Raw genomic sequence first — 24,131 nt, forward strand, 5'->3', positions numbered from 1 at the left:
TGAAGCTTTCTAAATAAGAAACGGCGCTGAAAAGGCGCCGTTTTTTTGCGTTATAGAAAGCGAGAAAGAGCTGTCTCAAGTCGCCACAGAGCTATGAATATCCTCCGCCAGAAAAAGATAAAAGCATGATGTGTGCTTGTCCACTTCCCTGTTCCCGTTACAATTTTAATTAAAGTAAAGCTTATCTGCACTACCCTTACCAAAGTACTTTTCATACTCCTGGGCAGCATATGAATCCATCATACCTGAGATGTAGTCAGTAACTAGGCGAGTTTTACAGTCATTAATTGAACGCAATTCTGATGGTAGCAATATATTATCTTTGTTGTATTTTTCATCAGTATATACCTCAAATAAGCCACGAATAATTTGCTCACCTCGTCGCTCGTAAAGCTGAATGTCTTTCTTACGGAGTATTGCTTTAAATAACAGTTTTTTCAGTCCTTCAGCTAGTTTTGCATGTTGTTTGTAACCTAAACAACCATTAACTAAACCAATATCAGAGCATAAGGTATTAACTATTTTTGACGTCAGCTCTTTCTTGAGCACAATTGCATACTCTTCAGATGTGCCACTACGACTAGCTTTCATCGCGACACCTTGCACATCTTTCGCAATCTTCGCCATAGTTGGGTATGCATCTTTAAACTTGTCGCTAATACTAAACTCATGAACTATTTCACCTAAACTGATCATGCCAAAGCTTAGTGCGTCCTCTAGATCATGTGCTGCATAAGCAATTTCGTCGGCTAAATCCATTATTTCAGCGTCAATACTCTTGGTGACAGTTACTCCTTTACTTGCTAGTGCTGCTTTTAAAAAGTCATAATCGGCGTCGTATAAGAACTTTTTACTGTTCTGCTGCTTGTTGAAGAAGTATTTGGTTATAGCCATCAGAGTACGTACGTTTAGGTTTAACCCCGGATACGCATAATGCTTCTTTTCTAACGTGCGTAAGATTCGGAATGCTTGAGCATTCCCTTCATAACCACCACACCCTGCGCTTAAGTCGTTAAGTACAATTTCACCATAATGCCCAAAAGGGGGGTTACCAATATCATGTGCAAGTGATGCAGTTTCAGCTACAACAGTGTGTTGTAGTTTGAGATCGTAAGCAATGGAGCGAGCGATTTGTGCTACTTCCAAACTATGAGTGAGTCGATTTCGATTAAACTTGTTGGCGTCTACGCCAAGCAATTGCATCTTACCTTGCAAACGTCTAAAGGATGATGAGTATAGAACTCGCGCATAGTCACGCATCAGATCCTGGCGATTCTCAGAACGTCCATCATCGTGCTCGTGCACTCGATACTCAAGTTTAGAGATTATGTTCTCTTGCTCTTTCGCATACTCAATTACTTCACTATCGTACATATTTTTCTCTTTATTAATTATCTAACCAACTAACTTTGGCTTATAACAATTTATCAGGGACAGTTATACCCCATTTTTTTTGGGGGCATGCGTCCACCCAATACTCGATTTTAGCGCAAGTTTATGTTTTAAATAGAGTATCACCATGTCCCGAAAATTTACGAACGAGAAAATACAACAAGATGAGGTATTTTTACATACCTCTTGTTTGGCATTAGGAGTTCTATCGAAACATCTTGAAGTGAGACTGATGAGATTTATTTTCTGTAACGTAAAAATTAAGCATAAATGAGAATGAGTAACCTGCCAGACTTGATCACATAGTGACTTAAAAACTGACAGGTTAAATGCACATTAATCTATATGGATAATAGCGTTGCTCGCTTTCATCCAATTACTATTACTTTGACGAACCTCGGACTTATTTCTTTGCCAGCTCCGGCAAATCGCCCGTCAGCCCAAGCGCTCTCTTAATAAACTGGGTTTTGATGCCCGGAAGCGTGGCGGCTGCCATCAGTCCAATTCCGCGGATAAGTTTCTTCGCAGGGTTTTCGCCGGCAAACAGATCGCGGAAGCCCTGCATGGCGGCAATCATTTGCGCCGCTTCGGCCTTGCGCCAGCGTTCAAAGGTGCGCAGGCTGGCTTTTTCACCGATGTCTTTGCCTTCATTGCTCAGGCGAACCAGCTCCTGTGCCAGCGTAGCGGCATCTAACAACCCAAGGTTGACGCCCTGACCAGCCAGCGGGTGAATGGTATGGGCTGCATCGCCAACCAGCGCGACGCGATCAACGACAAAATCCCTCGCATAGCGCATTTTAAGGGGGAACGCCGCCCGTTCACCTTCGACTTTGCAAAGGCCAAGGCGAAGATCAAACGCTGCGCTCAGTGCTTTGTTGAATTCTTCTGCGGGCATGGTGCAGCGGGCGTCAGCCTGTTCCGGTGATTGCGACCAGACAATCGAGCTCAGGTGTGGGTCAGGCAAAGGCAGGAATGCCAGCGGGCCATCCGGGGTGAAAATTTGGCGCGCTACACCACCGTGAGGCTCTTCGGTGCGGATATTCGCCACCAGCGCACTGTGGCCGTAATCCCAATGGGTCAGGGGGATCGAAAGCTGGTTTCGCACCCAGGAATTGGCACCGTCTGCACCCACGACCAGTTTGGTGGTAATGGCATTGCCGGATTCCAGCGTCAGCCAGGCTTCGGTTTCACCGAACATCATGCTCTGGCAGCGTTCCGGGCAAAACAGAGTAACGTTGTGCTGCTGTTTGACGCGTTCCATCAGCGCCAGCTGAATCACACGGTTTTCAACAATGCAGCCAAGGTTAGGTTGCCCCAGATCGGTGGCATCAAAATCAATGGCGGCAAAGCTGTCCTGCTCCCACACTGACATTTTGTGATACGGGCTGTAGCGACGGGAAAGGATGCCGTCCCACGCTCCCACGTTTTTCAGGATACGTTCGCTGGCGCGGCTCAGGGCCGAAACGCGAAGGTCGGGCAGGGTGTCCAGTTCCGGTTCGGGCATCTTGCCTTCAATGATGGCGATACGGAGATCGCTTTCAGCCAGTGCCGCTGCCAGTGTCAGGCCAACCATACCACCGCCGATAATGGCGATGTCTACATTTGTCATTTTCATTATCGTTCTACCAGACCCATCGCCCGTTTAAGCAGGGGGGCTTTCAATTCACTACAGACTGACATGGCTGCCAGTCCCAGATTGCGCCCCAGAATCAACGGGGCAGCGGTATTTGAAAAACCATGAACCAATCCTGACGTCATGGCGACCGTGGCATCACGATCCGGCTCACGGCGGGCAAGGTAGGATTGCAAGACCGGCATTTCACCACAATCTTTTTGGTTCAGGTGGGCGTTTGCGATTTCCTCTGCCAGTGTTACCACATCACGAAGCCCAAGGTTAAAGCCCTGACCGGCGATAGGGTGCAGGGTTTGTGCAGCGTTGCCCACCACGGCAAAGCGGTGGCTGATAAGACGGGTTGCCTGGCGTAAAACCAGTGGGTAGCTGCCTCGCTGGCCGACATGAAGTAGCCTTCCCAGACGCCAGCCAAAGGCACGTTGCAGTGCCTGCACGAATTCGTTATCGGACATGGCGAGCAGGGCTGGCGCTTCGTGGGGTTTCACGCACCATACCAGTGAGCTTCTGCCTTCTGACATCGGCAACAGGGCGACAGGGCCGGTCTCGGTGAACCGCTCAAACGCCCGCCCCTGATGGGCAAGCTCAGTGGTCACATTGGCAATCAGCGCAATTTGTTCGAAATCATGCTCGTGGCGGTCAATACCCACTTTATCGCAGCAGGAGGAAAGGGCACCGTCTGCGGCAACCACCAGCCGGGTTGTCAGTGTCTGGCCGTCATTGAGTGTCAGGCTTACCTTGTCTGTGTCGCGTTCAATCTCAGAAACAAAGGCAGGGCAGAAAAGCGTAATGTTTTGGGCATCGCCCAGCGCGTTATGGAACACGCGTCCGGCATCAGCAAGTTCAATCACATTGCCAAGGAAGGGGACACCTTCCGTTGAGGCGTGCATTTCTGTCAGTCCAAAGTGACCGCGGTCAGAAACATGAATCGCGCTGATGGGGGTTGCAAACGGTGCCAGCACCGGCCAGATGCCAATCTGTTCGAGTAGCTGGCAACTCCCGTAAGACAGGGCAATACTGCGGGCATCGTAACCCGGATGGCTGTGGTCGGGAATGGCTGCTTCAACCACGGCAACCGACAGCCCGGCCCCTGTCAGGCGCTCAATAGCCAGGGCCAGGGTAGCCCCCGCCATCGCACCGCCTGCGATAACAACATCAAAGGTGTGTGTGGAAGGCGCGCTTGCGTCCATTCTGTGTCACTCTCTGGCAATGCCCTTTTGGGTCAACAGACCTTAGTGAAGGGTCGGTTTTTCTTCAGTCTGTGGTTTGGTACTCAACTCTGCATGAAGGGTCATGGCACAGATACGAACGTGTTCAATCACCTGTTCCAGCAGCTGTGCCTGCTCTTCCATATCGTCATCTTCATCAATGCCAAGCTGGGCAATTTCAGACAGATCGGAAAGCACTTCTTTGGTGTCTTCAGACAGCTTACCGGCAGTAATACCCACCAGACCGATACCGGCGATAAATGCATTCAACCACTCGGACAGGGCATCGGCACGGTCAAGCAGTGACACACCTTCTTCCGGCAGCAGGATGTTAAAATCCATCTGTCCACTGGTCAGTGCGGCGCTCGCAAGGCCAATACTGGTTGCTGCCAGTGCCTTGGATTGATGGGGCCAGCCTGCGCCATCATTGGTGTAGTCATAAAGCATCGGCATCCAGTTACCCCGTTCCGGGTCGAGTCCGCCGCACAGCATACCACTGAGTAGTCCATGCATTTCCGCTGGGGTTACGGCCAGGGAATCAGCGTTTAGTGTGGCAGCCATGCTGCTGTATTCAGGTAAAGTTACTTGGGTCACGGGGTCACCTTGGGTACCGGTTATTTATTGCCAGTATCCTAACACTTCGGGCCAAGTCACTGAACTGTTCTTGTTGATTGAAAAAAGCAAAACCGTTAAACAGGATCTCGATAGCTCTGATTTTCATCATATTGACGACTTTTCGTCTGATTGGTGCGTCGTGAGCCAATACGCTATAGGATAGACTTGCAGTTTAATCTGCCATTTTCTATAGTTTGCGCCCGTCACGTCAGGGTGCGATCTCGTGCTTTGAAGGGAGCCCAGAAAAAATATGACTACGCAGGCTGTTGAAATTCGAATCCTAGGCAAAACAATGCGTGTAAACTGTCCAACCGGGCAGGAGCAGGCGTTGACGGATGCTGCAAACGACTTTGATCAACGGTTGCATGAATTGTCTGAGCGCACTAAAGTAACGAATACAGAGCAGTTATTGACGATTGCTGCCCTGAACGTCTGCTACGAGTTACGGGCCGAAAGGCAAAAGAGCATTGATGAGCAGGCTGACATGGCACAGCGTATCTCGCTGTTGCAACAGACGATTGAAGAGGCGTTGTTAAAACACAGCGCGTCGAGGGAAGGGTGAGCCTTTCCACACCAAGTTGACCCTGGAGTGTGCGTCAGCGGATCCGCGTCCCTGAGCCGATAAGCACACCTAAGGGTGGGATGTTATAGACTTTTGAGCAAGCTCGGCCCGTACCGAGAAGCCTGCGGTTTATTCTTCTCATCCGCCTTGAACCGCAGGGTTCAAGGGCAAAAGATCCCAACGGCACTCCGGGGCTTTCCCTAACATCAACCCGCTTTGCGGCAAGGAAAGCCGATGCAAGCAACCACGTCTTCCCTGCGCAATGAACTGCGAAAAGCCATCCGGTCTAAAAGACAGTCACTGACAGATGAGCAGCAATGTCAGGCTGCCCGCGACGTGCTGACTCATTTCCAGAACGCAGACTGCATCCGCCAAGCCCAATGCATCGCGCTTTACCTGTCTGTTGACGGCGAACTGAATACCCAACCTTTAATTGAACATTGCTGGCGTGAAGGCAAGGCGGTTTATTTGCCGGTGATTCATCCTTTCAGTAAAGGCCACCTGTTGTTTCTGCATTACCATCCTGATTCCACGCTGGTAGCAAACCGGTATGGCATTCTGGAACCTAAACTGAGCGTGCTTGATGTGTTGCCAGCCCACCGGCTCGATGTAATTTGCACCCCGCTTGTGGCGTTCGATGACCATGGTCAGCGCCTTGGCATGGGCGGCGGTTATTATGACCGCACGCTTGCCCCCTGGTATGCATCACGCTGTGGTGCGAAACCTATCGGTATTGCCCATGATTGTCAGCAGGTAAGTGCACTGCCTGTTGAAGCGTGGGATGTGCCGCTGCCGGAGATCCTGACACCTTCCAGACACTGGATATGGCCGATCTGACACGATCAGTATGGATCGGCAAGAATGGGATCTGGGTTTATAAAAACCTGCCCGTGCGAGAGTGAGAGCTGTATAATCGGCCTCGCAATTTTTCCCCTATTTTAGCAGGAGATCCTCATGACTCAGGATGAAATGAAAAAGGCGGCTGGCTGGGCTGCACTGGAATACGTGACCAAAGGCAGTATTGTCGGTGTCGGCACTGGGTCAACCGTTAATCACTTCATCGATGCGCTTGAAACCATCAAAGAGCAAATTAAAGGTGCGGTGTCCAGCTCAGAGGCTTCGACCGAACGCCTAAAGAAAATTGGCATCCCGGTGTTTGATGCCAATGAGGTAGACAGCTTGGATATCTATGTTGATGGTGCTGATGAGATCAACCCAAACAATGAAATGATCAAAGGCGGCGGCGCAGCCCTGACCCGCGAGAAGATCGTTGCCGCGATCGCCAAGCAGTTCATTTGCATTATTGATGACAGCAAAAAAGTGGATGTACTGGGCCAGTTCCCCCTGCCGGTAGAGGTGATCCCAATGGCGCGCTCTTATGTGGCTCGTGAACTGGTGAAACTGGGCGGCGATCCTTGTTACCGTGAAGGTTGTATTACCGACAATGGTAACGTCATTCTGGACGTTCACAACCTGAAAATCACCAATGCGAAAGAGCTGGAAGACAAGATCAATGCGATCCCGGGGGTTGTCACTGTGGGTCTGTTTGCTAACCGTGGTGCAGATGTGGTGCTGGAAGGCACGGCAAACGGTGTAGTAAAAAGCTGAAAATTGTTAATCAATAGCGGCTTAAGTGTTTACTTTTTTTTAAGTAAAAGCCAAACGTTTGCGTTTAAGTAACTCAACACGTTAGCGGTGCCTTTCTGGCACCGTTTTTTTTCGTACTTATGACGTAATATTCTTACCCATGTAAAAAAATTTTTGTTACCTTAGTCACTAATTGAGCGGACCTAATAGAAAACAACGCCAAAGGTACCGCAGTCTGGAAGACATAAACAGGTTTCTTATGCAGGTTTTTTTAAGGATGAGAATTGCATGGCTAAAGTGTCGCTTGAAAAAGACAAAATAAAAATCCTTCTCCTTGAAGGTGTTCACCCAACGGCGCTGGAAGTATTTCAGGGCGCAGGTTACAGCAACATTGAGTATCACAAAGGTTCCCTGTCGGGCGAAGAGCTGGAAGCGGCCATTGCTGATGCGCATTTCGTTGGCATTCGTTCCCGTACTCAACTGACCGAACAGGTATTTGCAAAAGCCCAGAAGCTGGTGGCGGTAGGGTGTTTCTGTATCGGTACCAACCAGGTTGACTTAAACGCGGCTGCGAAACGCGGTATTCCGGTATTCAACGCCCCATTCTCCAATACCCGCAGTGTTGCTGAACTGGTTCTCGGCGAAATCCTGCTTCTGCTTCGCGGCATTCCGGCGAAAAATGCCATGGCACACCGCGGCGAGTGGATGAAATCGGCTGACCGTTCATTTGAAGCGCGCGGTAAAAACCTTGGTATCATTGGTTATGGCCACATTGGTACCCAGCTGGGTATTCTGGCGGAAAACCTCGGAATGCGGGTTTTCTTCTATGACATTGAAAACAAGCTCTCTTTGGGGAACGCTCAGCAGGTGGCTTCGATGTCAGAGCTGTTGAATAAAAGTGATGTGGTCACCCTGCATGTGCCGGAAACCGATTCCACCCAGAACATGATGGGCAGTGAAGAGTTTGCGCGTATGAAGCCGGGCGCGATTTTCATCAATGCTGCGCGCGGTACAGTGGTGGATATCGATGCCCTGTGCGGTGCACTAGAAAGCGGACATATTGGCGGTGCGGCCATTGACGTGTTCCCCACCGAACCCAAAACCAACCGCGACCCATTTACGTCGCCACTTCAGGCGTTTGACAACGTTATCCTGACACCACACATCGGTGGCTCGACGCAAGAAGCGCAGGAAAACATTGGGATCGAAGTGGCCGGTAAACTGGTGAAGTACTCAGACAACGGTTCGACCCTGTCTTGTGTCAACTTCCCGGAAGTGTCGTTGCCTGAACACACAGGCACCTCGCGCCTGCTGCACATTCACCAGAACAAGCCGGGCATCCTGACCAAGATCAACACCATCTTTGCAGAAGAAGGTATCAACATCGCCGGTCAGTACCTGCAGACCAATGCAGAATACGGTTATGTGGTGATTGATGTTGAAACGGAGCAGTCAGAGAAAGCGCTGGAGAAACTTAAAGCGATTGAAGGCACCCTTCGCGCGCGGATTCTCCACTGATAGATTGTCTGTTTGTTCCAAAGCAACACGTCTTACTGACCATAAAAATGGCCGCACCTGCGGCCATTTTGGTTTTGGACGAAAGCGTTGCGGAAACTTATCGTCCCAGCTTATATACCACTTCCACCTGATCGCGGACGGTGATTTCCGCATCCTGGTAACTCGCGCCCACATTGGCTGACGACTCTGCCATTCGCATTACGACCGGACGGTTCGGGCTTGCATCCATGTAACGGATTTCCCATACGCCACCAAGATCCAGGTCAAAGCCTTTAGCCAGTGAGGCGGCTTTGGCCTGTGCATCCCGGATGGCCGCTATTCTGGCCTGCTCTTTTAATTCGGCTTCTTTACTGGAGGAAAACTGGATGCCGTTCACACGGTTGAGACCATCAGCCAGTGCGCCGTCCAAAACGTTGTTGAGCATGGCCAGATCAGTGAGGGTGACGGTGACATTGCGGCTGGCACGGTAGCCATCCAGTTTGGGCTCGCCATTTTTCGGGTACGTGTACTGTGGCTGGATATTGAGGTTGGCACTTTCGATATCTTTCTGGGCTACCCCCATTTTTTCAAGGCGTCCGAGTAAGGCAATAACTGCATCGTCAGAGGCTTTTTTTGCCGCCTGTGCAGTGTCGCGGGTCAGTGAAACCGCGACATTGATGGTGGCCGTGTCTGGTTGCGCAACCACTTCCCCGACACCTGTTGTTTCCAGATGGGGAAATTCGGGAGCTGAGGCAGAGGCGAAAGGGGCGGTGAACGCAAGCGCTGCGCCAACGAGCGAGGCAATCAGATGTTTTTTCATGGTCTTGTTTCCACGTTGTTTTTCGAGATTATCTGACTATATGACTCCACGGGTATAGAAAAGATTCACACTTCGCGGGATATTTTTCCATTGTCGAACACCGTTCGCGCATAACGTAGGCAGGCCGAGGTCATCTCTGCCAATACCCCGCTTTCGGTGGCGTTTCTTGAATGAATGCCCGTTGAATGATCTGCGTTTACACCAGCAGTAACCTATCCCTCTCGTGCGTACCTCATTAGGATCACTTATCATGTGACTAATTTAACCCCACGGGATGAAAGTCATGGGATACAGCAATGAGTAGCACAGTATTACTGCAGGGATTTGGCTTGGGGCTTTCGATGATTATCCCGATCGGGGCGCAAAATGCGTTTGTGCTTAATCAGGGAATCCGTCGGCATCACCACATTGCAACGGCAACGCTTTGCTTTCTCTGCGATTTTGCCTTGATTGCCCTGGGGGTGTTTGGTGGTGGCGCAATGCTGGCGGATAACGAAACCCTGCTCAGTGTGGTGACGCTGGGGGGCATTGCCTTTCTCCTGACCTATGCATGGCAATCACTGAAAAGTGCCTGGCGTGCCGAGCCTGCCAAAGAACAGACACAAACAGGTAAAACCGGGAAAGGCTTGTTGGCGGTGTTGCTTGGTGCGGCGGCGGTGACCCTGCTCAATCCTCATGTTTATCTCGACACTGTGGTGGTGCTGGGGTCGATTGGCGGGCAGCTTGAATCCTCACAGCGCATGGCATTTGCTGTGGGTACGATGCTGGCCTCACTGGTCTGGTTTTATGGCATTGCCCTTGGCGCGGCGAAAATGTCTCCGTTTCTTTCCAGGCCAAAGGTACAAAGGATCGTTGATCTATTGGTGTCTGCCATGATGCTCTATGTGGCATTCCTGTTGATGCAAAAATGGCTGTTCAGCCTTTCCATATAATGTCCATCCCTTAGCCCATCTGTGGCGCTGAGATTGTTTGCTCTCGGGCAATTCTTCACCATACTTATCCCAATTCGTTGATCTGACATTGCCATTACTGGTGCGATAGGGACGAATGTGGGATTATTAGGTCTTTCTGACCCCGCTATTGGCGGGGGAAATGGTTTGTGTGGATAACGGAGGATGAATTCAATGCGAATGCTGACAGTGTTGCTGTTCGTGTTGTTTGGATGGCTCCAATATCACCTTTGGTGGGGCAAAAACGGGGTAGAGGATTACTTCGCCGTGACAGCCGTTGCTGAGTCTGTGGCTCAGGCGAACGAAAAGCTTCACCAGCGCAACCAGCAAATGTATGCAGAAATTGCTGATCTCAAACGCGGGCAGGAAGCGATTGAAGAACGTGCCCGCAATGAACTGGGCATGATCAAACCGGGAGAAACCTTCTTTCGGATCGTCAGTGATTAATCCCTCTCGTCAAACAAAGTAGAGAAACATGAAAACCCCGGCCAGTGAAGAAACGCTAAGCTCGCCGCAACCCGTCGTGTCTGACGTCGTTGCTATTGTTCCTGCGGCAGGGGTGGGTAAGCGCATGTGTGCTGACCTACCCAAGCAATATCTCACCATTGAAGATAAAACCTTGCTTGAGCACACAGTGCACTACCTGCTTGAGCATCCAAGAATTTCAAACGTGGTGGTCGTAATTGGTGCTGAAGATGCCTATTTCCAATCCACATCCCTTGCCCACAATAAGCGAGTGATGGTGACCACTGGCGGGCAAGAGCGTGCCGATTCTGTATTGGCAGGACTGAAAGCGACGGATGCGCAATGGGTGATGGTGCATGATGCCGCCCGGCCCTGTGTCCGCCACAGTGATATTGATGCCCTGATTGACGCTGCGGTTAGCCACACCCATGGTGCTATTCTCGCGACTCCTGTGCGTGACACCATGAAACGTAGCAGCCTTGATGGCAAGATTGAAACAACGGTGTGTCGTGACAACCTCTGGCACGCGCTGACGCCACAAATGTTTTTGCGTGACCAGTTATTGGCCGCACTTGAAACGGCGCGGGATCAGTCGCTGGCAGTGACTGATGAAGCCTCTGCGATTGAGCTTACCGGCGGGGCGCCCAAACTGGTGGCAGGACATGCAGACAATATCAAGGTGACGCAGCCGGAAGATATCGCGCTCGCCGCTTTTTTTCTGGCCCTGCGCAAACGCGGCCAGTGAGACACGAGGAAGAACAATGATACGTATTGGACACGGTTTTGACGTTCACAAATTTGGGGGCGAAGGCCCGGTGATTATTGGTGGCGTGAACGTGCCGTATGAACAGGGCCTGCTTGCCCATTCGGATGGCGATGTGGCCTTACATGCGGTTTGCGATGCCCTGTTGGGCGCGATTGCTGCCGGTGATATTGGCCGTCATTTCCCGGATACCGATGCTGAGTGGGAAGGGGCAGACAGCCGTTTCCTGCTGCGTGACGTTTACGCCAAAGTGAAAGCCAAAGGCTATGTCATTGGCAACCTGGACGTCACGATCATGGCGCAGGCACCCAAGATGGCCCCCCATATTGATGCGATGCGTGCCGTGATCGCTGAGGATCTGGAAACGGATGTCAGCAACATTAATGTCAAAGCGACAACCACTGAACGACTGGGGTTCACTGGCCGCAAAGAAGGCATTGCCTGCGAAGCGGTGGTGATTATCCGTAAGGATTCCAATGAGTGATGTAATGAGTGCTCTGGCTTATCTGCACGGTAAGCCAACAGCAAAAGGGTGCCTTAAAGCCAGACCCGAACACTTTTTTGTCAGTGAAACACTGGGTTTCACCCCGGCTGGTCACGGCGAACACTTTCTGGTGCGTATCCGCAAGGTGGGCGAAAACACCAAATATGTTGCCAATGAACTGGCGAAAGCCTGTGGTGTGAAATCCTGCGATGTGAGCTGGGCGGGGCTGAAAGATCGTCACGCAGTGACAGAACAATGGTTCAGCGTGCATCTTCCGGGGCAACCGGATCCTGATCTCACAGCGTTTGTTGCGACTCACGAAGGCGTGGATGCTATTTTGGAAACCGCCCGTCACGATAAAAAACTGCGACCGGGCGATTTGACGGGGAACCGCTTTAAGCTGGTGGTCACAGAATTTGATGGCGATGAGACGATTGACGTGCGTCTAGCTGACATTCGTGACAAAGGTGTACCTAACTACTTTGGCAGCCAGCGTTTTGGCCGCAACGGAAACAATGTGACATCCGCACGCGACTGGGGACAGGACAAGTTCCGTGTCCGGGACAAGAGTAAACGTAGTTTCTACCTGTCTGCCGCACGATCTTACCTGTTCAATCAGGTACTCTCTGCCCGGATCGAAAAATCATTGTGTCATACCCCTATGATGGGTGACCTGCTTATCAATGAGCAGGAAGAGACATTGCTGGTGGAAGATATCGCCACAGCTCAGACATTGTTGGCAAATAAGGATTGGCAAATCACCGGCCCGATGACCGGCGACAATGCGCTGCCGACACAAGGGGAAGCACAAGCGTTTGAACAGGCCATCGTGGATACGGAGCCGCACCTGCTGGCTGTGATACGTGGCAACCGTATGCGTCATGAACGCCGTGCGTTGCTGCTCTACCCGCAGGACATGCGCTGGCAACATGAAGGCGACACACTGAGTGTGGAGTTTTCATTGCCGGCAGGCGGCTTTGCCACTGCCGTGATGCGCGAAGTCATAGAAGAGAATAACGAGGGAGAGACAGATGCACATTTTGATCAGTAACGACGATGGCGTCTTTGCCGACGGTATCAATGCGCTGGCAGAAGTGCTGTCTGAGATTGCGACGGTGACTGTTGTTGCGCCCGACAGAAACCGCTCTGGTGCGTCCAACTCCCTGACATTGGAAAATCCACTTCGCTTGCGTGAAGTGGCAGAAAACCGGTTCGCTGTTCAGGGCACACCGACAGACAGTGTCCATGTCGCTTTAAACGCGCTGGTGAAAGACAAAGTGGATTTTGTCATTGCCGGGATCAATCACGGCGCTAACCTGGGTGATGATGTACTGTATTCTGGTACGGTGGCAGCAGCGACAGAAGGCTTTTTCATGGGCGTGCCTGCGATAGCGGTCTCCCTTTGCGGCAACACGCATTTCCATACTGCTGCACAGGTGGTAAAAAAAGTGGTGCTTAGTGACAATGTGCAACCATTGCCGCGCAACCGCCTGCTAAACATTAATGTGCCTGATGTGCCCTGGGAAGAGATCCAGGGCTGGCAGGTCACCAGGCTGGGTGCGCGTCACCGTGCAGAAGATATGATTGAAGATAAAGATCCGCGCGGCCATGCTATTTACTGGATTGGACCTCCGGGGGCCAAGCAGGATGCTGGGCCGGGTACGGATTTTTATGCCATTGAGCATAATTGTGTCTCACTGACACCGCTTCAGGTCGATCTGACAGCGCATGACACTATTGATACTTTGAACCACTGGGTAACACAAGCAACGAAACAATAAGGTGATATTGGTGAATTACTCGCATTCACTTATTCAACGACTTCGACAACAGGGAATTTCAGATCAACGTGTACTGGATGCCATCGCACGCTTACCCAGACACCTTTTTGTTTCTGAAGCTATGGCTCACCAAGCCTACGATAACAATGCGCTGCCCATCGGTTTTGGGCAAACCATTTCCCAGCCTTATATCGTTGCAAAAATGACTGAGCTTCTTAACCTCAGGCACGACAGCCGTGTGCTGGAGATAGGCACGGGGTCAGGCTTCCAGACATGTGTACTGGCGCAACTGGTTGAGCATGTTTATTCCGTGGAGCGAATTAAGCAATTACAAATGGTTGCCAAGCGCCGTTTTAAGCAGTTTGAGCTCTACAACATCTCAACAAAACATGGTGACGGCTGGCAAGGATGGGCCAGTAAAGGACCTTTCGACGCCATTATTGTAACCGCTGCAGCCTCTAGTATGCCTCAGGCATTAATTGAACAGCTGGCGGACGGTGGATCTCTTATTGTGCCTGTTGGCGAGATAGAGCAAACGCTTTACCGGGTGACGCGTTGTGGTGATGACATTGAAACAACAGCCATTGAGGCGGTACGTTTTGTCCCTCTTGTCGCTGGTGATTTGGCATAGGTATCTTTCGGTGACAGTGGTTTCAATTCAGTTGAAAATTTTAGTTTTTCTCTCTGTTTTGGGGTTATTGTCTGCGTGCTCGATAACTAGCCCGGCGCCCGTTTCAAGCGTCGGGCCGGACTATGGCCAAATTAAGCGTGGAAGCTATCGTGGCAGTTACTATGAGGTGCAAAAGGGCGATACCTTGTATTATATCGCCTATATCACTGACCGGGATGTCAATGACATTATCTCCGCCAACAAACTGAGTGCACCCTACACTATATTCCCAGGCCAGAAACTGAACCTGTGGCATGAAAAATACACCCCTCCCTCGTATGGGAAAAAAGTCAGCGGTGGTGAAGGGGCCGCAGTAGCTGTCGCAACGTCAACGGGCGCAGCGGCAACGGTTCCTGCCGTAGTGATAGCGAAACCGCCTGCTGTTTCAGGATCTTCTGCTGACGCTAAACCCAATAATCAAAAAATCGCTTCGAAAAATAAGTCGGGATCATCTTCTCAAAATAAGAAAAATGTTGAACAGCAAAAAGTGAAGGAGTACAGTCAGGCTGTAACAAAAAATAAATCATCTGTTGATAAGTTGGCAATTAAGCCATCTGCAACGTCACAGGAAATTAGTTGGCAATGGCCATCTAAAGGACGGGTTGTCTCTGGATTTTCCAGCTCAGAGCTGGGTAACAAAGGGATAGACATTGCGGGTAATCGCGGTCAAAGCGTGAATGCTTCTGCTGATGGGAAAGTGGTTTACGCGGGTAATGCGCTTCGAGGCTATGGCAATTTAATCATCATCAAACACAATGATGATTACTTGAGTGCTTATGCGCACAATGACCGTGTATTTGTTTCAGAACGTCAGAGTGTCAAGAAGGGGCAAAGAATAGCCTCAATGGGCAGCTCTGGTACAAACAGTGTCCGGTTGCACTTCGAGATTCGCTATAAAGGAAAATCGGTTAATCCGTTAAGGTATTTACCAAAGCGGTAATCCGGGACAGATTTTGCTGTACTGTCTAGCTGCTACGCCAAATTGGGAGGCGCTATGAGTCAGAATAATACTGCAAAGAAAGTCGAAGACTTGGGTGTTGACGACGTTGACATGGAACAACTCGCCATTGAGTCGGAAGACGAAGTAGTTGAAGAGGTTGAAGAGTCGGTATCGTTTGCCACATCTACAAAGGCACTCGACGCGACACAACTCTATCTCAGTGAGATAGGCTACTCTCCTTTACTGACTGCAGAAGAGGAAGTGCTTTATGCACGCCGCGCGCTACGTGGTGATGAAGCAGCACGTAAACGCATGATAGAAAGTAACCTTCGTTTGGTGGTCAAGATTTCCCGGCGTTACTCAAACCGTGGACTGGCACTTTTAGACTTGGTTGAAGAAGGTAACCTTGGGCTTATCCGTGCAGTAGAGAAGTTTGACCCAGAGCGTGGTTTCCGCTTCTCTACCTATGCAACCTGGTGGATTCGCCAGACCATTGAACGTGCGATCATGAACCAGACGCGTACCATCCGTCTGCCCATCCACGTAGTGAAAGAGCTTAACGTCTATCTGCGTACTGCCCGTGAGCTGGCTCAAAAGCTGGATCATGAACCAACAGCAGAAGACATCGCCTTCCAACTCGACAAACCGGTTGAAGACGTTAACCGAATGCTGCGCCTGAATGAGCGTATCAGTTCGGTCGACAATCCGATTGGTGGGGATTCTGAGAAGGCGCTACTGGATATCATCCCGGATGAGAAAGAAGGCGGGCCGGAGAGCACAACTCAGGATGACGACATGAAAAAGTCGATTGTCCATTGGTTGCAGGAACTCAACCCGAAACAGCGTGAAGTGCTGGCACGCCGCTTTGGTCTGCTCGGTCATGAAGCGTCTACGCTGGAAGATGTGGGCCGTGAAATCGGTTTGACCCGTGAGCGTGTTCGCCAGATTCAGGTTGAGGGTTTGCGTCGCCTGCGCGATATGTTGACTCACCAGGGCCTGAACATTGAATCACTGTTCAATCAGGAGCATTAAAATCTTTTGATTCCTCTGTTTTGTGCTCATGAAAAAAGCCCCTGATGGGGCTTTTCTGTTTCTTAGGTATTACAATCAGTTATTAAGTATTACAGCAAGGCTTTGAGCCGGTACAAGGCATCCAGTGCCTGACGCGGTGTCAGGTTGTCCGGCTCCAACGCTGCCAAGGCTTTCTCAGCTTCGCTGTGCTCCGGCAACAGGGAAAGTTGTGCTGTCGCTTGGTGTGGTGCAGTATGCTCACCGGTCACAACTTCATGACCGCTGGCTTCAAGTTGGCGCAGCTTGGTTTTCGCCCGCTGGATCACGGCTTTAGGTACTCCGGCGAGGCCTGCGACGGCAAGGCCGTAAGATTTACTGGCGGCTCCTTCCTGCACGGCGTGCATAAACGCAATCTCATCCCCGTGCTCAACCGCATCCAGATGAACATTCACCAATCCTGGCACCTGACCGGCCAGTTCAGTCAGCTCAAAGTAGTGGGTGGCAAACAGCGTCATGGCCTTGAGCTTCTCCGCCAGCCATTCAGCGCTGGCCCATGCCAGCGACAGGCCATCATAGGTGCTGGTTCCACGGCCAATTTCATCCATCAACACCAGGCTGTTTTCTGTGGCATTGTGGAGGATATTGGCGGTTTCCGTCATTTCAACCATGAAGGTTGAACGGCCGGACGCCAGATCGTCTGACGCACCGATACGGGTAAAGATGCGATCTACCGGTCCCATGGTGGCGGATTCAGCAGGCACATACGAACCGATGTGAGCCATCAGGGTGATCAGCGCAGTCTGGCGCATGTACGTTGATTTACCGCCCATGTTGGGGCCGGTGATGATCAACATGCGGCGGTCTGGGTGCAAAGCGGTTGGGTTGGCAATAAATGGCGCATCCATAACCTGCTCAACCACAGGGTGGCGGCCTCCTACGATATCAATGCCCCGTGTTTCTGTGAGTGTTGGGCGGCAGTAATTCAGTGACTCCGCGCGCTCTGCCAGGTTTGCCAGCACATCGAGGGTGGAAAGGGCGTCAGCCGCAAGCTGAAGCTTTTCAAGGTGTGGCAGCAATTGGTCGAACAGCTCTTCCCACAGTTTCTTCTCCAGCGCCAGTGCTTTCGACTTGGAGTTCAGCACCTTATCTTCGTGCTCTTTGAGCTCTGGGATGATGTAACGTTCGGCGTTTTTCAGAGTCTGGCGGCGCACATAGTAAGGCGGCACCAAGTGGCTTTGGCCCCGGCTGACCTGAATGTAGAAACCGTGTACCTGATTGAAACCTACTTTCAGGGTGTCGATGTCATGGCGATCGCGTTCGCGCGCTTCGAGCTCTTCCAGATAGCGGGTCGCACCGTCTGCAAGGTCACGCCATTCGTCCAGTTCGGCGTTGTAGCCTGGTGCAATCACCCCGCCATCGCGGATGACGACTGGCGGTGCTTCAACAATCGCACGCTCCAAAAGCTCAGCAAGCTCAGGCATGGGGGCTGACGCCGTTTTCAGTGGCGCAAGGGCGCTGTCCTGCACCTCTTCCAGAAGGCTTTCAATTTCCGGTAATTGTTGCAGCGCACCGCGAAGCCTTGCCATGTCACGGGGACGGGCAGAGCGGATAGCCAGCCTGCCAAGGATACGTTCCATATCACCGACTGGGCGAAGGGCGGCGGCTAAATCGACATAGAGGCCGGTATCTTTCAGGGCGGTGATGGCATCCAACCGGCGGTTGACGATTTTGAAGTCGCGCATTGGTTGGTGCAGCCAACGCTTCAACAGACGGCTCCCCATCGGGGTGGTGGTTCTATCGAGTACGGAGGCGAGGGTGTTTTCCAATCCGCCGGACAGGTTCTGGGTCAGTTCCAGGTTACGGCGGGTTGCCGCATCCAGAATCACCGATTGGTCTTTGTTTTCCTTCACCAAGGAACGAATATGGGGAAGGGACGTACGCTGTGTGTCTTTAACATATTGCATCAGACAGCCTGCCGCAGCGAGGCCCAACGTGCATTCCTCAACGCCGAATCCCACCAGATCCCGGGTACCAAACTGCTGGTTAAGTTGCTGCTTGGCGGTTTCAAGATCGAATTCCCAAATGGGACGGCGACGGCTGCCTTTGCACGTTTCAGTCAGTGCCGGAAAAGCGAAGTTTTCTGGATATAACAGCTCTGCAGGACGGGTACGCTGAAGCTCCGCCTGCATGTCTTCTTCGGTGGCAGGCTCACAGAGCAGAAAGCGGCCGGACGTGATATCCAGTGTGGCATAACCAAAGCGTTCGCCGTGGGCGAAAATGGCAGCAATCAGGTTATCAACACGCTCGCTCAGAAGCGCTTCGTCAGATACGGTACCCGGCGTAACAATTCGGACAACCTGGCGTTCAACCGGCCCTTTGCTGGTGGCCGGATCGCCAATCTGTTCACAAATCGCCACGGATTCTCCGAGCTGAACCAGACGGGCAAGGTATCCTTCTACAGAATGATACGGAACCCCTGCCATTGGGATAGGTTCCCCGGCAGAAGCACCGCGTTTGGTCAGTGATATATCAAGCAGTTGGGATGCGCGTTTGGCGTCATCATAAAACAGCTCGTAAAAATCACCCATGCGATAGAATAAAAGTTCTTCGGGATGCTGCGCCTTGATCTTCAAGTATTGCTGCATCATCGGTGTGTGATTTGCTGTCGCTTGTATTGTCACTATCTGGCCTGCAAAATTACAAAGATATAGAGAAGGCAACAAGGATACGTGAATCGCGGCGAACGGGTAAAGTACCGATATCGCGATGACGGAAAAATAGCCGTAATGAGGAAAAGCATGGAACAGTTAGTGAAAATCGCCACGCAAATTGGTGACCGGTTAAAAGCGAACAACCAGACAGTGACGACCGCAGAGTCCTGTACCGGCGGTGGTATTTCGTATGTGTTAACGGAAGTGGCGGGAAGCTCTGCCTGGTTTGAACGTGCTTTTGTGACCTACAGCAATTATGCCAAGCAAGAGCTGGTGGGTGTAGCCACAGACACCTTGGCAAAACACGGTGCCGTCAGTGAAGAGGTTGCCGCTGAGATGGCGTTAGGGGCCATGAAAGCGGCGAATGCCGATTTTGGTCTGGCAGTCAGTGGCATTGCTGGCCCGACAGGAGGCAGTGAGGAAAAGCCAGTGGGCATGGTTTGTTTCGGCTGGGCAACCCGAAAAGGAACAGTGACTGAAACCTGTCTGTTTGAGGGCGACAGGCACGAAATTCGTCGCAATACCATTGCACACAGTTTGTGTCGTTTGCTGGCTTACCTGGACAGTGAAAAAACAGAGCTGTGACACGAAAAGCAAAGAAAAAGTTTATACAGGGCTAGACACTGTATAAATGGACAGTATACTTAACAGCAATTCACAGTTATCAGCGATTATTGCTTCCGTTGGAGAATCAAATGGACGACAACAAACAGAAGGCGTTAGCCGCAGCCCTGGGTCAGATCGAAAAACAATTCGGTAAAGGTTCGATCATGCGTCTGGGTGATGACCGCACCATGGACATCGAAACCGTTTCGACCGGCTCACTGTCTCTGGACATCGCGCTGGGCGCGGGTGGTCTGCCATATGGCCGTATTGTTGAAATCTATGGTCCTGAATCTTCAGGTAAAACCACGCTGACACTGCAAGTGATTGCGGAAGCGCAAAAGCAAGGCAAAACCTGTGCATTTATCGACGCTGAGCACGCTCTGGATCCTATCTACGCACGCAAGCTGAACGTTGATATTGATAACCTGTTGGTATCTCAGCCAGATACCGGTGAGCAGGCACTGGAAATTGCTGATGCACTGACACGTTCGGGTGCCGTTGACGTCATCATCATCGACTCCGTGGCTGCACTGACACCAAAAGCGGAAATCGAAGGTGAAATGGGCGATTCGCATATGGGTCTGCAAGCACGTATGTTGTCCCAGGCGATGCGTAAGCTGACTGCGAACATTAAAAACAGCAACACCTTGATGATCTTTATCAACCAGATTCGGATGAAGATTGGTGTGATGTTTGGCAACCCAGAAACCACAACCGGTGGTAATGCACTGAAATTCTATGCGTCTGTACGTTTGGATATCCGCCGTATCGGCTCTATCAAAGAAGGCGATGAAGTGGTGGGTAACGACACCCGTGTGAAAGTGGTGAAGAACAAGATTGCAGCACCATTTAAACAGGCTGAGTTCCAAATTCTGTACGGTGAAGGCATCAACCTTTACGGTGAGCTGATTGACCTGGGTGTGAAACACAAACTGGTTGAGAAAGCGGGTGCATGGTACAGCTACAACGGCGAAAAGATAGGTCAGGGTAAAGCGAACGCGTGTAAGTTCCTGAAAGAAAACCCGGAAGTTGCCAAAGAGTTGGATAAAACCCTGCGTGATATGTTGCTGCAAACCGGTCAGCCACAAGCAGAAAACAAGGATGCAGAACTGCCAGAAGAGGAAGCATTCTGAATTTAACCGCCAAAGAATTAGCGGTGGGCATGTTGTCCCGCCGCGATCACTCTGAGCTGGAACTGCGCCAGAAACTGGCGCAGCGGCAGTGCCCACCTGAAGACATTGATGCAGCGATAGAACATTGCCTTGCCCACAACTGGCTGGATGATAAACGCTTTGCGGAAATGCTACTGCGCCACGGTGCCTCTAAGGGACATGGCTGGCAACGCATCTGTTTTGATGCCAAGCGAAAAGGCATCAGTGTCGCCTTGCTGGAAGCTGCACAGGAAAATCAACAACACGATTGGTTTGAATTAGCCAAAGATCTCGCCCATCGCCGTTTTGGCCATTTTGATGGCACGTTGCCAAAGGTCGATGTTAAACAGCGCGCTAGGTGGACCCGCTACCTGCAAAGCCGCGGATTCAGTTTCGATCAGATCAATTATGCCCTCTCTAATGAAGAGTGAAACCCTGTCGTTGCAGGCATAGTCTGCGACCTATCTTGTTTCTGCCTCTTTTCGCCATGGGTCAGGTTGTTTACAATGACCGCCAATTGACGCTGATCACGTCGCTTATTAGGCGACGCAGTGATTACTACAACTCCATTTTTCAGGATTAGCCAATGTACATGAGCACCGACGAGATCCGCCGTGCGTTTCTCGAATTCTTTGAAAGCAAAGGGCACGCTATTGTGCCTAGCTCATCGCTTGTGCCTGCCAACGACCCAACGCTGTTGTTCACAAATGCAGGTATGAACCAGTTTAAAGATTGCTTTCTAGGCCTAGAAAAACGCGCCTACAACCGAGCAACAACTGCACAGCGCTGTGTCCGTGCGGGTGGTAAGCACAATGATCTGGAAAACGTAGGTTTCACTGCCCGTCACCACACTTTCTTTGAAATGCTGGGTAACTTCAGCTTCGGTGACTACTTTAAAGAAGATGCCATTTCTTTTGCTTGGGAATTTTTAACTGAAGTGCTCAAGCTGCCAAAAGATCGCCTGATGGTGACTGTGTACGAAACCGATGATGAAGCGTTTGCCCTTTGGAACGAGAAAATCGGTCTCCCGGCAGACCGCATTGTCCGCATTGGTGACAAGAAAGGTGGTAAGCCTTACGAGTCAGATAATTTCTGGCAGATGGGTGATACCGGTCCTTGCGGTCCTTGTACTGAGATCTTCTACGATCATGGTGATCACATCTGGGGCGGTCCTCCGGGCTCACCAGAAGAAGACGGCGACCGTTTCATTGAAATCTGGAACAACGTATTCATGCAGTACAACCGTCATGCTGATGGCACGATGGAGCCACTGCCTAAACCATCAGTTGATACCGGTATGGGTATTGAGCGTATTGCTGCCATTATGCAGGGCGTTCACTCAAACTATGAAATTGATGTTTTCCAGACCCTAATCAAATCCGCGGCGGAAGTGATTGGTTATGACGATCTGTCCAACCAGTCTTTGCGTGTTGTGGCTGACCACATTCGTTCGTGTGCATTCCTGATTGTTGATGGTGTGATGCCTTCAAACGAAGGCCGTGGTTATGTGCTGCGCCGTATTATCCGCCGCGCCGTGCGTCACGGTAACAAGCTGGGTGCAACCGGTGCCTTCTTCTACAAACTGGTTGGGCCATTGGCTGAGGTGATGGGTTCTGCCGGTGAAGAACTGAAAAAGCAGCAAGCTGTGGTTGAAAAAGTGCTGAAGATTGAAGAAGAAAACTTCGGTCGCACACTGGATCGCGGCATGGCAATCCTGAATGACGCACTGGAAGCACTGGACGGCAAGGTGCTGGACGGCGAAACCGTCTTCAAACTGTATGACACTTACGGCTTCCCGGCTGACCTGACCAATGACGTTGCGCGTGAGCGTGGTTTCTCTATCGATGAGGAAGGTTTCGAGTCTGCAATGGAAGCGCAACGCCAGCGCGCGCGAGAAGCGGGCCAGTTCGGTACCGACTATAACGCGGTGATTAAAGTGGACGGTGAGTCAGCGTTTACCGGTTACGGCGCGACGGAAGGCAAGGGCTTTATCACCAATATCTTTGTTGATGGCATGGCGTCTGAAGCGCTGGCAACGGCAGACGAAGCGGTGATTATCCTTGACCAAACACCATTCTATGCAGAATCAGGTGGTCAGTGCGGTGACACAGGCTTTCTCGTTACAGAAGCGGGCAAGTTCGAAGTCATCGATACCCAGAAATACGGGGCAGCCATTGGCCACCGCGGTAAACTGGTCGACGGTACACTAAGCGTTGGTGACACTGTAGAGGCGAAAGTGGATGCTGAGCGTCGTCAGGCGATTGCCCTGAACCACTCGGCGACACACTTGCTTCATGAAGCACTGCGCGTTGTATTGGGTGAACACGTACAGCAGAAAGGTTCACTAGTTCGTGCAGAAGGCCTGCGCTTTGACTTCTCTCACCTTGAAGCGGTGAAACCGGAAGAACTGCGCGCGGTTGAGAAACTGGTGAACGAACATATCCGCCGTAACCATAAAGTGTCGACCGAAATCATGAACATCGAAGCGGCGAAAGCCAAAGGTGCCATGGCCCTGTTTGGTGAGAAGTATGACGACAACGTGCGCGTACTGACCATGGGCGATTTCTCGATTGAGCTTTGTGGCGGTACTCACGCCAACCGTACCGGTGATATCGGCATGCTGAAGATCGTTTCTGAAGGCGGTATTGCGGCAGGCGTACGCCGTATTGAAGCTGTTACTGGCCAAGGCGCGGAAGAAGTCTTCTACAGCCAACAGCAAGAGTTTGCGAAGAAAGTGTCTGAATCGCAAAACCGTGCCAGGTTGCTGGAAAAAGAAATCCAGCTTCTGAAAGAGAAACTGGCAGCTCAGGAAAGCGCAAACCTGATCAATAACGTTCAGGAAATCAATGGCATCAAAGTGTTGATCAGTAAACTGGACGGTGCCGACAGCAAAGCACTGCGTACCATGGTTGATGACCTGAAAAACCAGATGGGCAGCGGTGTAGTATTCCTTGCTAATGTGGCGGATGACAAAGTTGGCCTGATTGCCGGTGTGACCACAGACCTGACGGGTAAAGTGAAGGCCGGTGAACTGGTTAACATGGTGGCCCAACAAGTGGGTGGTAAAGGGGGCGGTCGTCCTGATATGGCTCAGGCAGGAGGCTCTGATGTCGCAGCGTTGCCAGCGGCTCTGGAAACCGTAACACCTTGGTTGGCAGAGCGACTGTAACCAGCTTTGCAATCTAAAAATCAACTGTAAAAAAAGGCTTCCTCTGGAAGCCTCAGACTGCTGACAAAGCCCTAGCCATTTGGCTGGGGCTTTGATCTAATAGGGGTAAGCAAATCAAT

23 protein-coding genes and 1 other RNA gene are annotated in these 24,131 nt (G+C 51.2%); 18 read left to right on the forward strand and 6 right to left on the reverse strand.

What is annotated here, in order from left to right:
• Window positions 1–165: 165 nt before the first annotated feature.
• From AC6IB1_RS04580 to AC6IB1_RS04595, 4 genes are all read right to left on the reverse strand, one after another.
• Window positions 166–1,374, reverse strand: coding sequence for a deoxyguanosinetriphosphate triphosphohydrolase family protein (locus AC6IB1_RS04580; RefSeq protein ID WP_497568001.1), 1,209 nt, complete (start codon window positions 1,372–1,374; stop codon window positions 166–168).
• 421 nt (window positions 1,375–1,795) lie between these two features.
• A complete protein-coding gene (locus AC6IB1_RS04585; protein WP_497568002.1) occupies window positions 1,796–3,007 on the reverse strand; it encodes an FAD-dependent 2-octaprenylphenol hydroxylase in 1,212 nt (403 codons plus the stop codon).
• Window positions 3,007–4,212: a 2-octaprenyl-6-methoxyphenyl hydroxylase gene (gene ubiH / locus AC6IB1_RS04590; protein WP_497568003.1), complete on the reverse strand. Its 1,206-nt coding sequence runs from the start codon at window positions 4,210–4,212 to the stop codon at window positions 3,007–3,009. Before ubiH ends, AC6IB1_RS04585 begins: the two co-directional genes overlap by 1 nt.
• A gap of 42 nt (window positions 4,213–4,254) precedes the next feature.
• On the reverse strand, window positions 4,255–4,824 hold the full coding sequence (locus tag AC6IB1_RS04595) for a YecA/YgfB family protein (protein ID WP_497568004.1): 570 nt from the start codon (window positions 4,822–4,824) through the stop codon (window positions 4,255–4,257).
• Between the two features lie 271 nt (window positions 4,825–5,095).
• On the opposite strand from AC6IB1_RS04595, the gene zapA reads away from it, so the two are divergent.
• From zapA to serA, 5 genes are all read left to right on the forward strand, one after another.
• Window positions 5,096–5,407, forward strand: coding sequence for a cell division protein ZapA (gene zapA / locus AC6IB1_RS04600; RefSeq protein WP_497568005.1), 312 nt, complete (start codon window positions 5,096–5,098; stop codon window positions 5,405–5,407).
• 16 nt (window positions 5,408–5,423) lie between these two features.
• Window positions 5,424–5,606: non-coding RNA, 6S RNA (gene ssrS / locus AC6IB1_RS04605), on the forward strand.
• A gap of 35 nt (window positions 5,607–5,641) precedes the next feature.
• Window positions 5,642–6,244 (forward strand): 5-formyltetrahydrofolate cyclo-ligase, encoded by a 603-nt coding sequence (locus AC6IB1_RS04610; RefSeq protein WP_497568006.1) that lies wholly within the window; start codon window positions 5,642–5,644, stop codon window positions 6,242–6,244.
• 117 nt (window positions 6,245–6,361) lie between these two features.
• Window positions 6,362–7,015, forward strand: coding sequence for a ribose-5-phosphate isomerase RpiA (rpiA, locus tag AC6IB1_RS04615; protein WP_497568007.1), 654 nt, complete (start codon window positions 6,362–6,364; stop codon window positions 7,013–7,015).
• A 267-nt stretch (window positions 7,016–7,282) separates the two neighbouring features.
• Window positions 7,283–8,512 carry a phosphoglycerate dehydrogenase gene (serA, locus tag AC6IB1_RS04620; RefSeq protein ID WP_497568008.1) on the forward strand — a complete coding sequence of 410 codons (1,230 nt, stop codon included), beginning with the start codon at window positions 7,283–7,285 and terminating at the stop codon, window positions 8,510–8,512.
• 97 nt (window positions 8,513–8,609) lie between these two features.
• On the opposite strand, the gene AC6IB1_RS04625 is transcribed toward serA, so the two are convergent.
• Window positions 8,610–9,311 carry an oxidative stress defense protein gene (locus AC6IB1_RS04625; protein ID WP_497568009.1) on the reverse strand — a complete coding sequence of 234 codons (702 nt, stop codon included), beginning with the start codon at window positions 9,309–9,311 and terminating at the stop codon, window positions 8,610–8,612.
• A 296-nt stretch (window positions 9,312–9,607) separates the two neighbouring features.
• On the opposite strand from AC6IB1_RS04625, the gene AC6IB1_RS04630 reads away from it, so the two are divergent.
• From AC6IB1_RS04630 to rpoS, 9 genes are all read left to right on the forward strand, one after another.
• Window positions 9,608–10,243 (forward strand): LysE/ArgO family amino acid transporter, encoded by a 636-nt coding sequence (locus AC6IB1_RS04630; RefSeq protein ID WP_497568010.1) that lies wholly within the window; start codon window positions 9,608–9,610, stop codon window positions 10,241–10,243.
• Between the two features lie 192 nt (window positions 10,244–10,435).
• Window positions 10,436–10,708 carry a cell division protein FtsB gene (gene ftsB / locus AC6IB1_RS04635; protein WP_005501884.1) on the forward strand — a complete coding sequence of 91 codons (273 nt, stop codon included), beginning with the start codon at window positions 10,436–10,438 and terminating at the stop codon, window positions 10,706–10,708.
• Window positions 10,709–10,736: 28 nt separating this feature from the next.
• A complete protein-coding gene (gene ispD, locus AC6IB1_RS04640; RefSeq protein ID WP_497568011.1) occupies window positions 10,737–11,471 on the forward strand; it encodes a 2-C-methyl-D-erythritol 4-phosphate cytidylyltransferase in 735 nt (244 codons plus the stop codon).
• A 19-nt stretch (window positions 11,472–11,490) separates the two neighbouring features.
• Window positions 11,491–11,973: a 2-C-methyl-D-erythritol 2,4-cyclodiphosphate synthase gene (gene ispF / locus AC6IB1_RS04645; RefSeq protein ID WP_497569085.1), complete on the forward strand. Its 483-nt coding sequence runs from the start codon at window positions 11,491–11,493 to the stop codon at window positions 11,971–11,973.
• Window positions 11,966–13,024, forward strand: coding sequence for a tRNA pseudouridine(13) synthase TruD (gene truD / locus AC6IB1_RS04650; RefSeq protein ID WP_497568012.1), 1,059 nt, complete (start codon window positions 11,966–11,968; stop codon window positions 13,022–13,024). The genes ispF and truD overlap by 8 nt, the downstream gene beginning before the upstream one ends.
• Entirely contained in the window at window positions 13,005–13,754 is a 750-nt protein-coding gene (gene surE, locus AC6IB1_RS04655; protein ID WP_497568013.1) for a 5'/3'-nucleotidase SurE, read from the forward strand. The genes truD and surE overlap by 20 nt, the downstream gene beginning before the upstream one ends.
• Window positions 13,755–13,764: 10 nt before the next feature.
• Window positions 13,765–14,385: a protein-L-isoaspartate(D-aspartate) O-methyltransferase gene (locus AC6IB1_RS04660; protein WP_497568014.1), complete on the forward strand. Its 621-nt coding sequence runs from the start codon at window positions 13,765–13,767 to the stop codon at window positions 14,383–14,385.
• 10 nt (window positions 14,386–14,395) lie between these two features.
• Window positions 14,396–15,364 carry a murein hydrolase activator NlpD gene (gene nlpD, locus AC6IB1_RS04665; protein WP_497568015.1) on the forward strand — a complete coding sequence of 323 codons (969 nt, stop codon included), beginning with the start codon at window positions 14,396–14,398 and terminating at the stop codon, window positions 15,362–15,364.
• A gap of 54 nt (window positions 15,365–15,418) precedes the next feature.
• On the forward strand, window positions 15,419–16,396 hold the full coding sequence (gene rpoS / locus AC6IB1_RS04670; protein WP_497568016.1) for an RNA polymerase sigma factor RpoS: 978 nt from the start codon (window positions 15,419–15,421) through the stop codon (window positions 16,394–16,396).
• Window positions 16,397–16,485: 89 nt separating this feature from the next.
• Here the strand turns inward: rpoS and mutS are convergent, their stop codons facing one another.
• A complete protein-coding gene (mutS, locus tag AC6IB1_RS04675; RefSeq protein WP_497569086.1) occupies window positions 16,486–19,023 on the reverse strand; it encodes a DNA mismatch repair protein MutS in 2,538 nt (845 codons plus the stop codon).
• 150 nt (window positions 19,024–19,173) lie between these two features.
• Here mutS and pncC point away from each other — a divergent pair, with 150 nt between their 5' ends.
• From pncC to alaS, 4 genes are all read left to right on the forward strand, one after another.
• A complete protein-coding gene (pncC, locus tag AC6IB1_RS04680) occupies window positions 19,174–19,671 on the forward strand; it encodes a nicotinamide-nucleotide amidase (RefSeq protein WP_497568017.1) in 498 nt (165 codons plus the stop codon).
• Between the two features lie 110 nt (window positions 19,672–19,781).
• A complete protein-coding gene (recA, locus tag AC6IB1_RS04685; RefSeq protein WP_497568018.1) occupies window positions 19,782–20,825 on the forward strand; it encodes a recombinase RecA in 1,044 nt (347 codons plus the stop codon).
• Complete coding sequence (locus AC6IB1_RS04690) at window positions 20,822–21,274, forward strand: RecX family transcriptional regulator (RefSeq protein ID WP_497569087.1); 453 nt, start codon at window positions 20,822–20,824, stop codon at window positions 21,272–21,274. Before recA ends, AC6IB1_RS04690 begins: the two co-directional genes overlap by 4 nt.
• A 155-nt stretch (window positions 21,275–21,429) precedes the next feature.
• Window positions 21,430–24,012, forward strand: coding sequence for an alanine--tRNA ligase (gene alaS, locus AC6IB1_RS04695; protein WP_497568019.1), 2,583 nt, complete (start codon window positions 21,430–21,432; stop codon window positions 24,010–24,012).
• Window positions 24,013–24,131 lie beyond the last annotated feature (119 nt).

Source organism: Grimontia sp. THUN1695 (assembly GCF_059704325.2).

Bases quoted from the DNA above. Each gene is read 5' to 3' on its own strand.
- AC6IB1_RS04580 (WP_497568001.1), bottom strand. From the start codon at position 1,374: ATGTACGATAGTGAAGTAATTGAGTATGCGAAAGAGCAAGAGAACATA.
- AC6IB1_RS04585 (WP_497568002.1), bottom strand. From the start codon at position 3,007: ATGAAAATGACAAATGTAGACATCGCCATTATCGGCGGTGGTATGGTT.
- ubiH (WP_497568003.1), bottom strand. From the start codon at position 4,212: ATGGACGCAAGCGCGCCTTCCACACACACCTTTGATGTTGTTATCGCA.
- zapA (WP_497568005.1), top strand. From the start codon at position 5,096: ATGACTACGCAGGCTGTTGAAATTCGAATCCTAGGCAAAACAATGCGT.
- AC6IB1_RS04610 (WP_497568006.1), top strand. From the start codon at position 5,642: ATGCAAGCAACCACGTCTTCCCTGCGCAATGAACTGCGAAAAGCCATC.
- rpiA (WP_497568007.1), top strand. From the start codon at position 6,362: ATGACTCAGGATGAAATGAAAAAGGCGGCTGGCTGGGCTGCACTGGAA.
- serA (WP_497568008.1), top strand. From the start codon at position 7,283: ATGGCTAAAGTGTCGCTTGAAAAAGACAAAATAAAAATCCTTCTCCTT.
- AC6IB1_RS04625 (WP_497568009.1), bottom strand. From the start codon at position 9,311: ATGAAAAAACATCTGATTGCCTCGCTCGTTGGCGCAGCGCTTGCGTTC.
- AC6IB1_RS04630 (WP_497568010.1), top strand. From the start codon at position 9,608: ATGAGTAGCACAGTATTACTGCAGGGATTTGGCTTGGGGCTTTCGATG.
- ftsB (WP_005501884.1), top strand. From the start codon at position 10,436: ATGCGAATGCTGACAGTGTTGCTGTTCGTGTTGTTTGGATGGCTCCAA.
- ispD (WP_497568011.1), top strand. From the start codon at position 10,737: ATGAAAACCCCGGCCAGTGAAGAAACGCTAAGCTCGCCGCAACCCGTC.
- truD (WP_497568012.1), top strand. From the start codon at position 11,966: ATGAGTGATGTAATGAGTGCTCTGGCTTATCTGCACGGTAAGCCAACA.
- surE (WP_497568013.1), top strand. From the start codon at position 13,005: ATGCACATTTTGATCAGTAACGACGATGGCGTCTTTGCCGACGGTATC.
- rpoS (WP_497568016.1), top strand. From the start codon at position 15,419: ATGAGTCAGAATAATACTGCAAAGAAAGTCGAAGACTTGGGTGTTGAC.
- mutS (WP_497569086.1), bottom strand. From the start codon at position 19,023: ATGATGCAGCAATACTTGAAGATCAAGGCGCAGCATCCCGAAGAACTT.
- pncC (WP_497568017.1), top strand. From the start codon at position 19,174: ATGGAACAGTTAGTGAAAATCGCCACGCAAATTGGTGACCGGTTAAAA.
- recA (WP_497568018.1), top strand. From the start codon at position 19,782: ATGGACGACAACAAACAGAAGGCGTTAGCCGCAGCCCTGGGTCAGATC.
- alaS (WP_497568019.1), top strand. From the start codon at position 21,430: ATGTACATGAGCACCGACGAGATCCGCCGTGCGTTTCTCGAATTCTTT.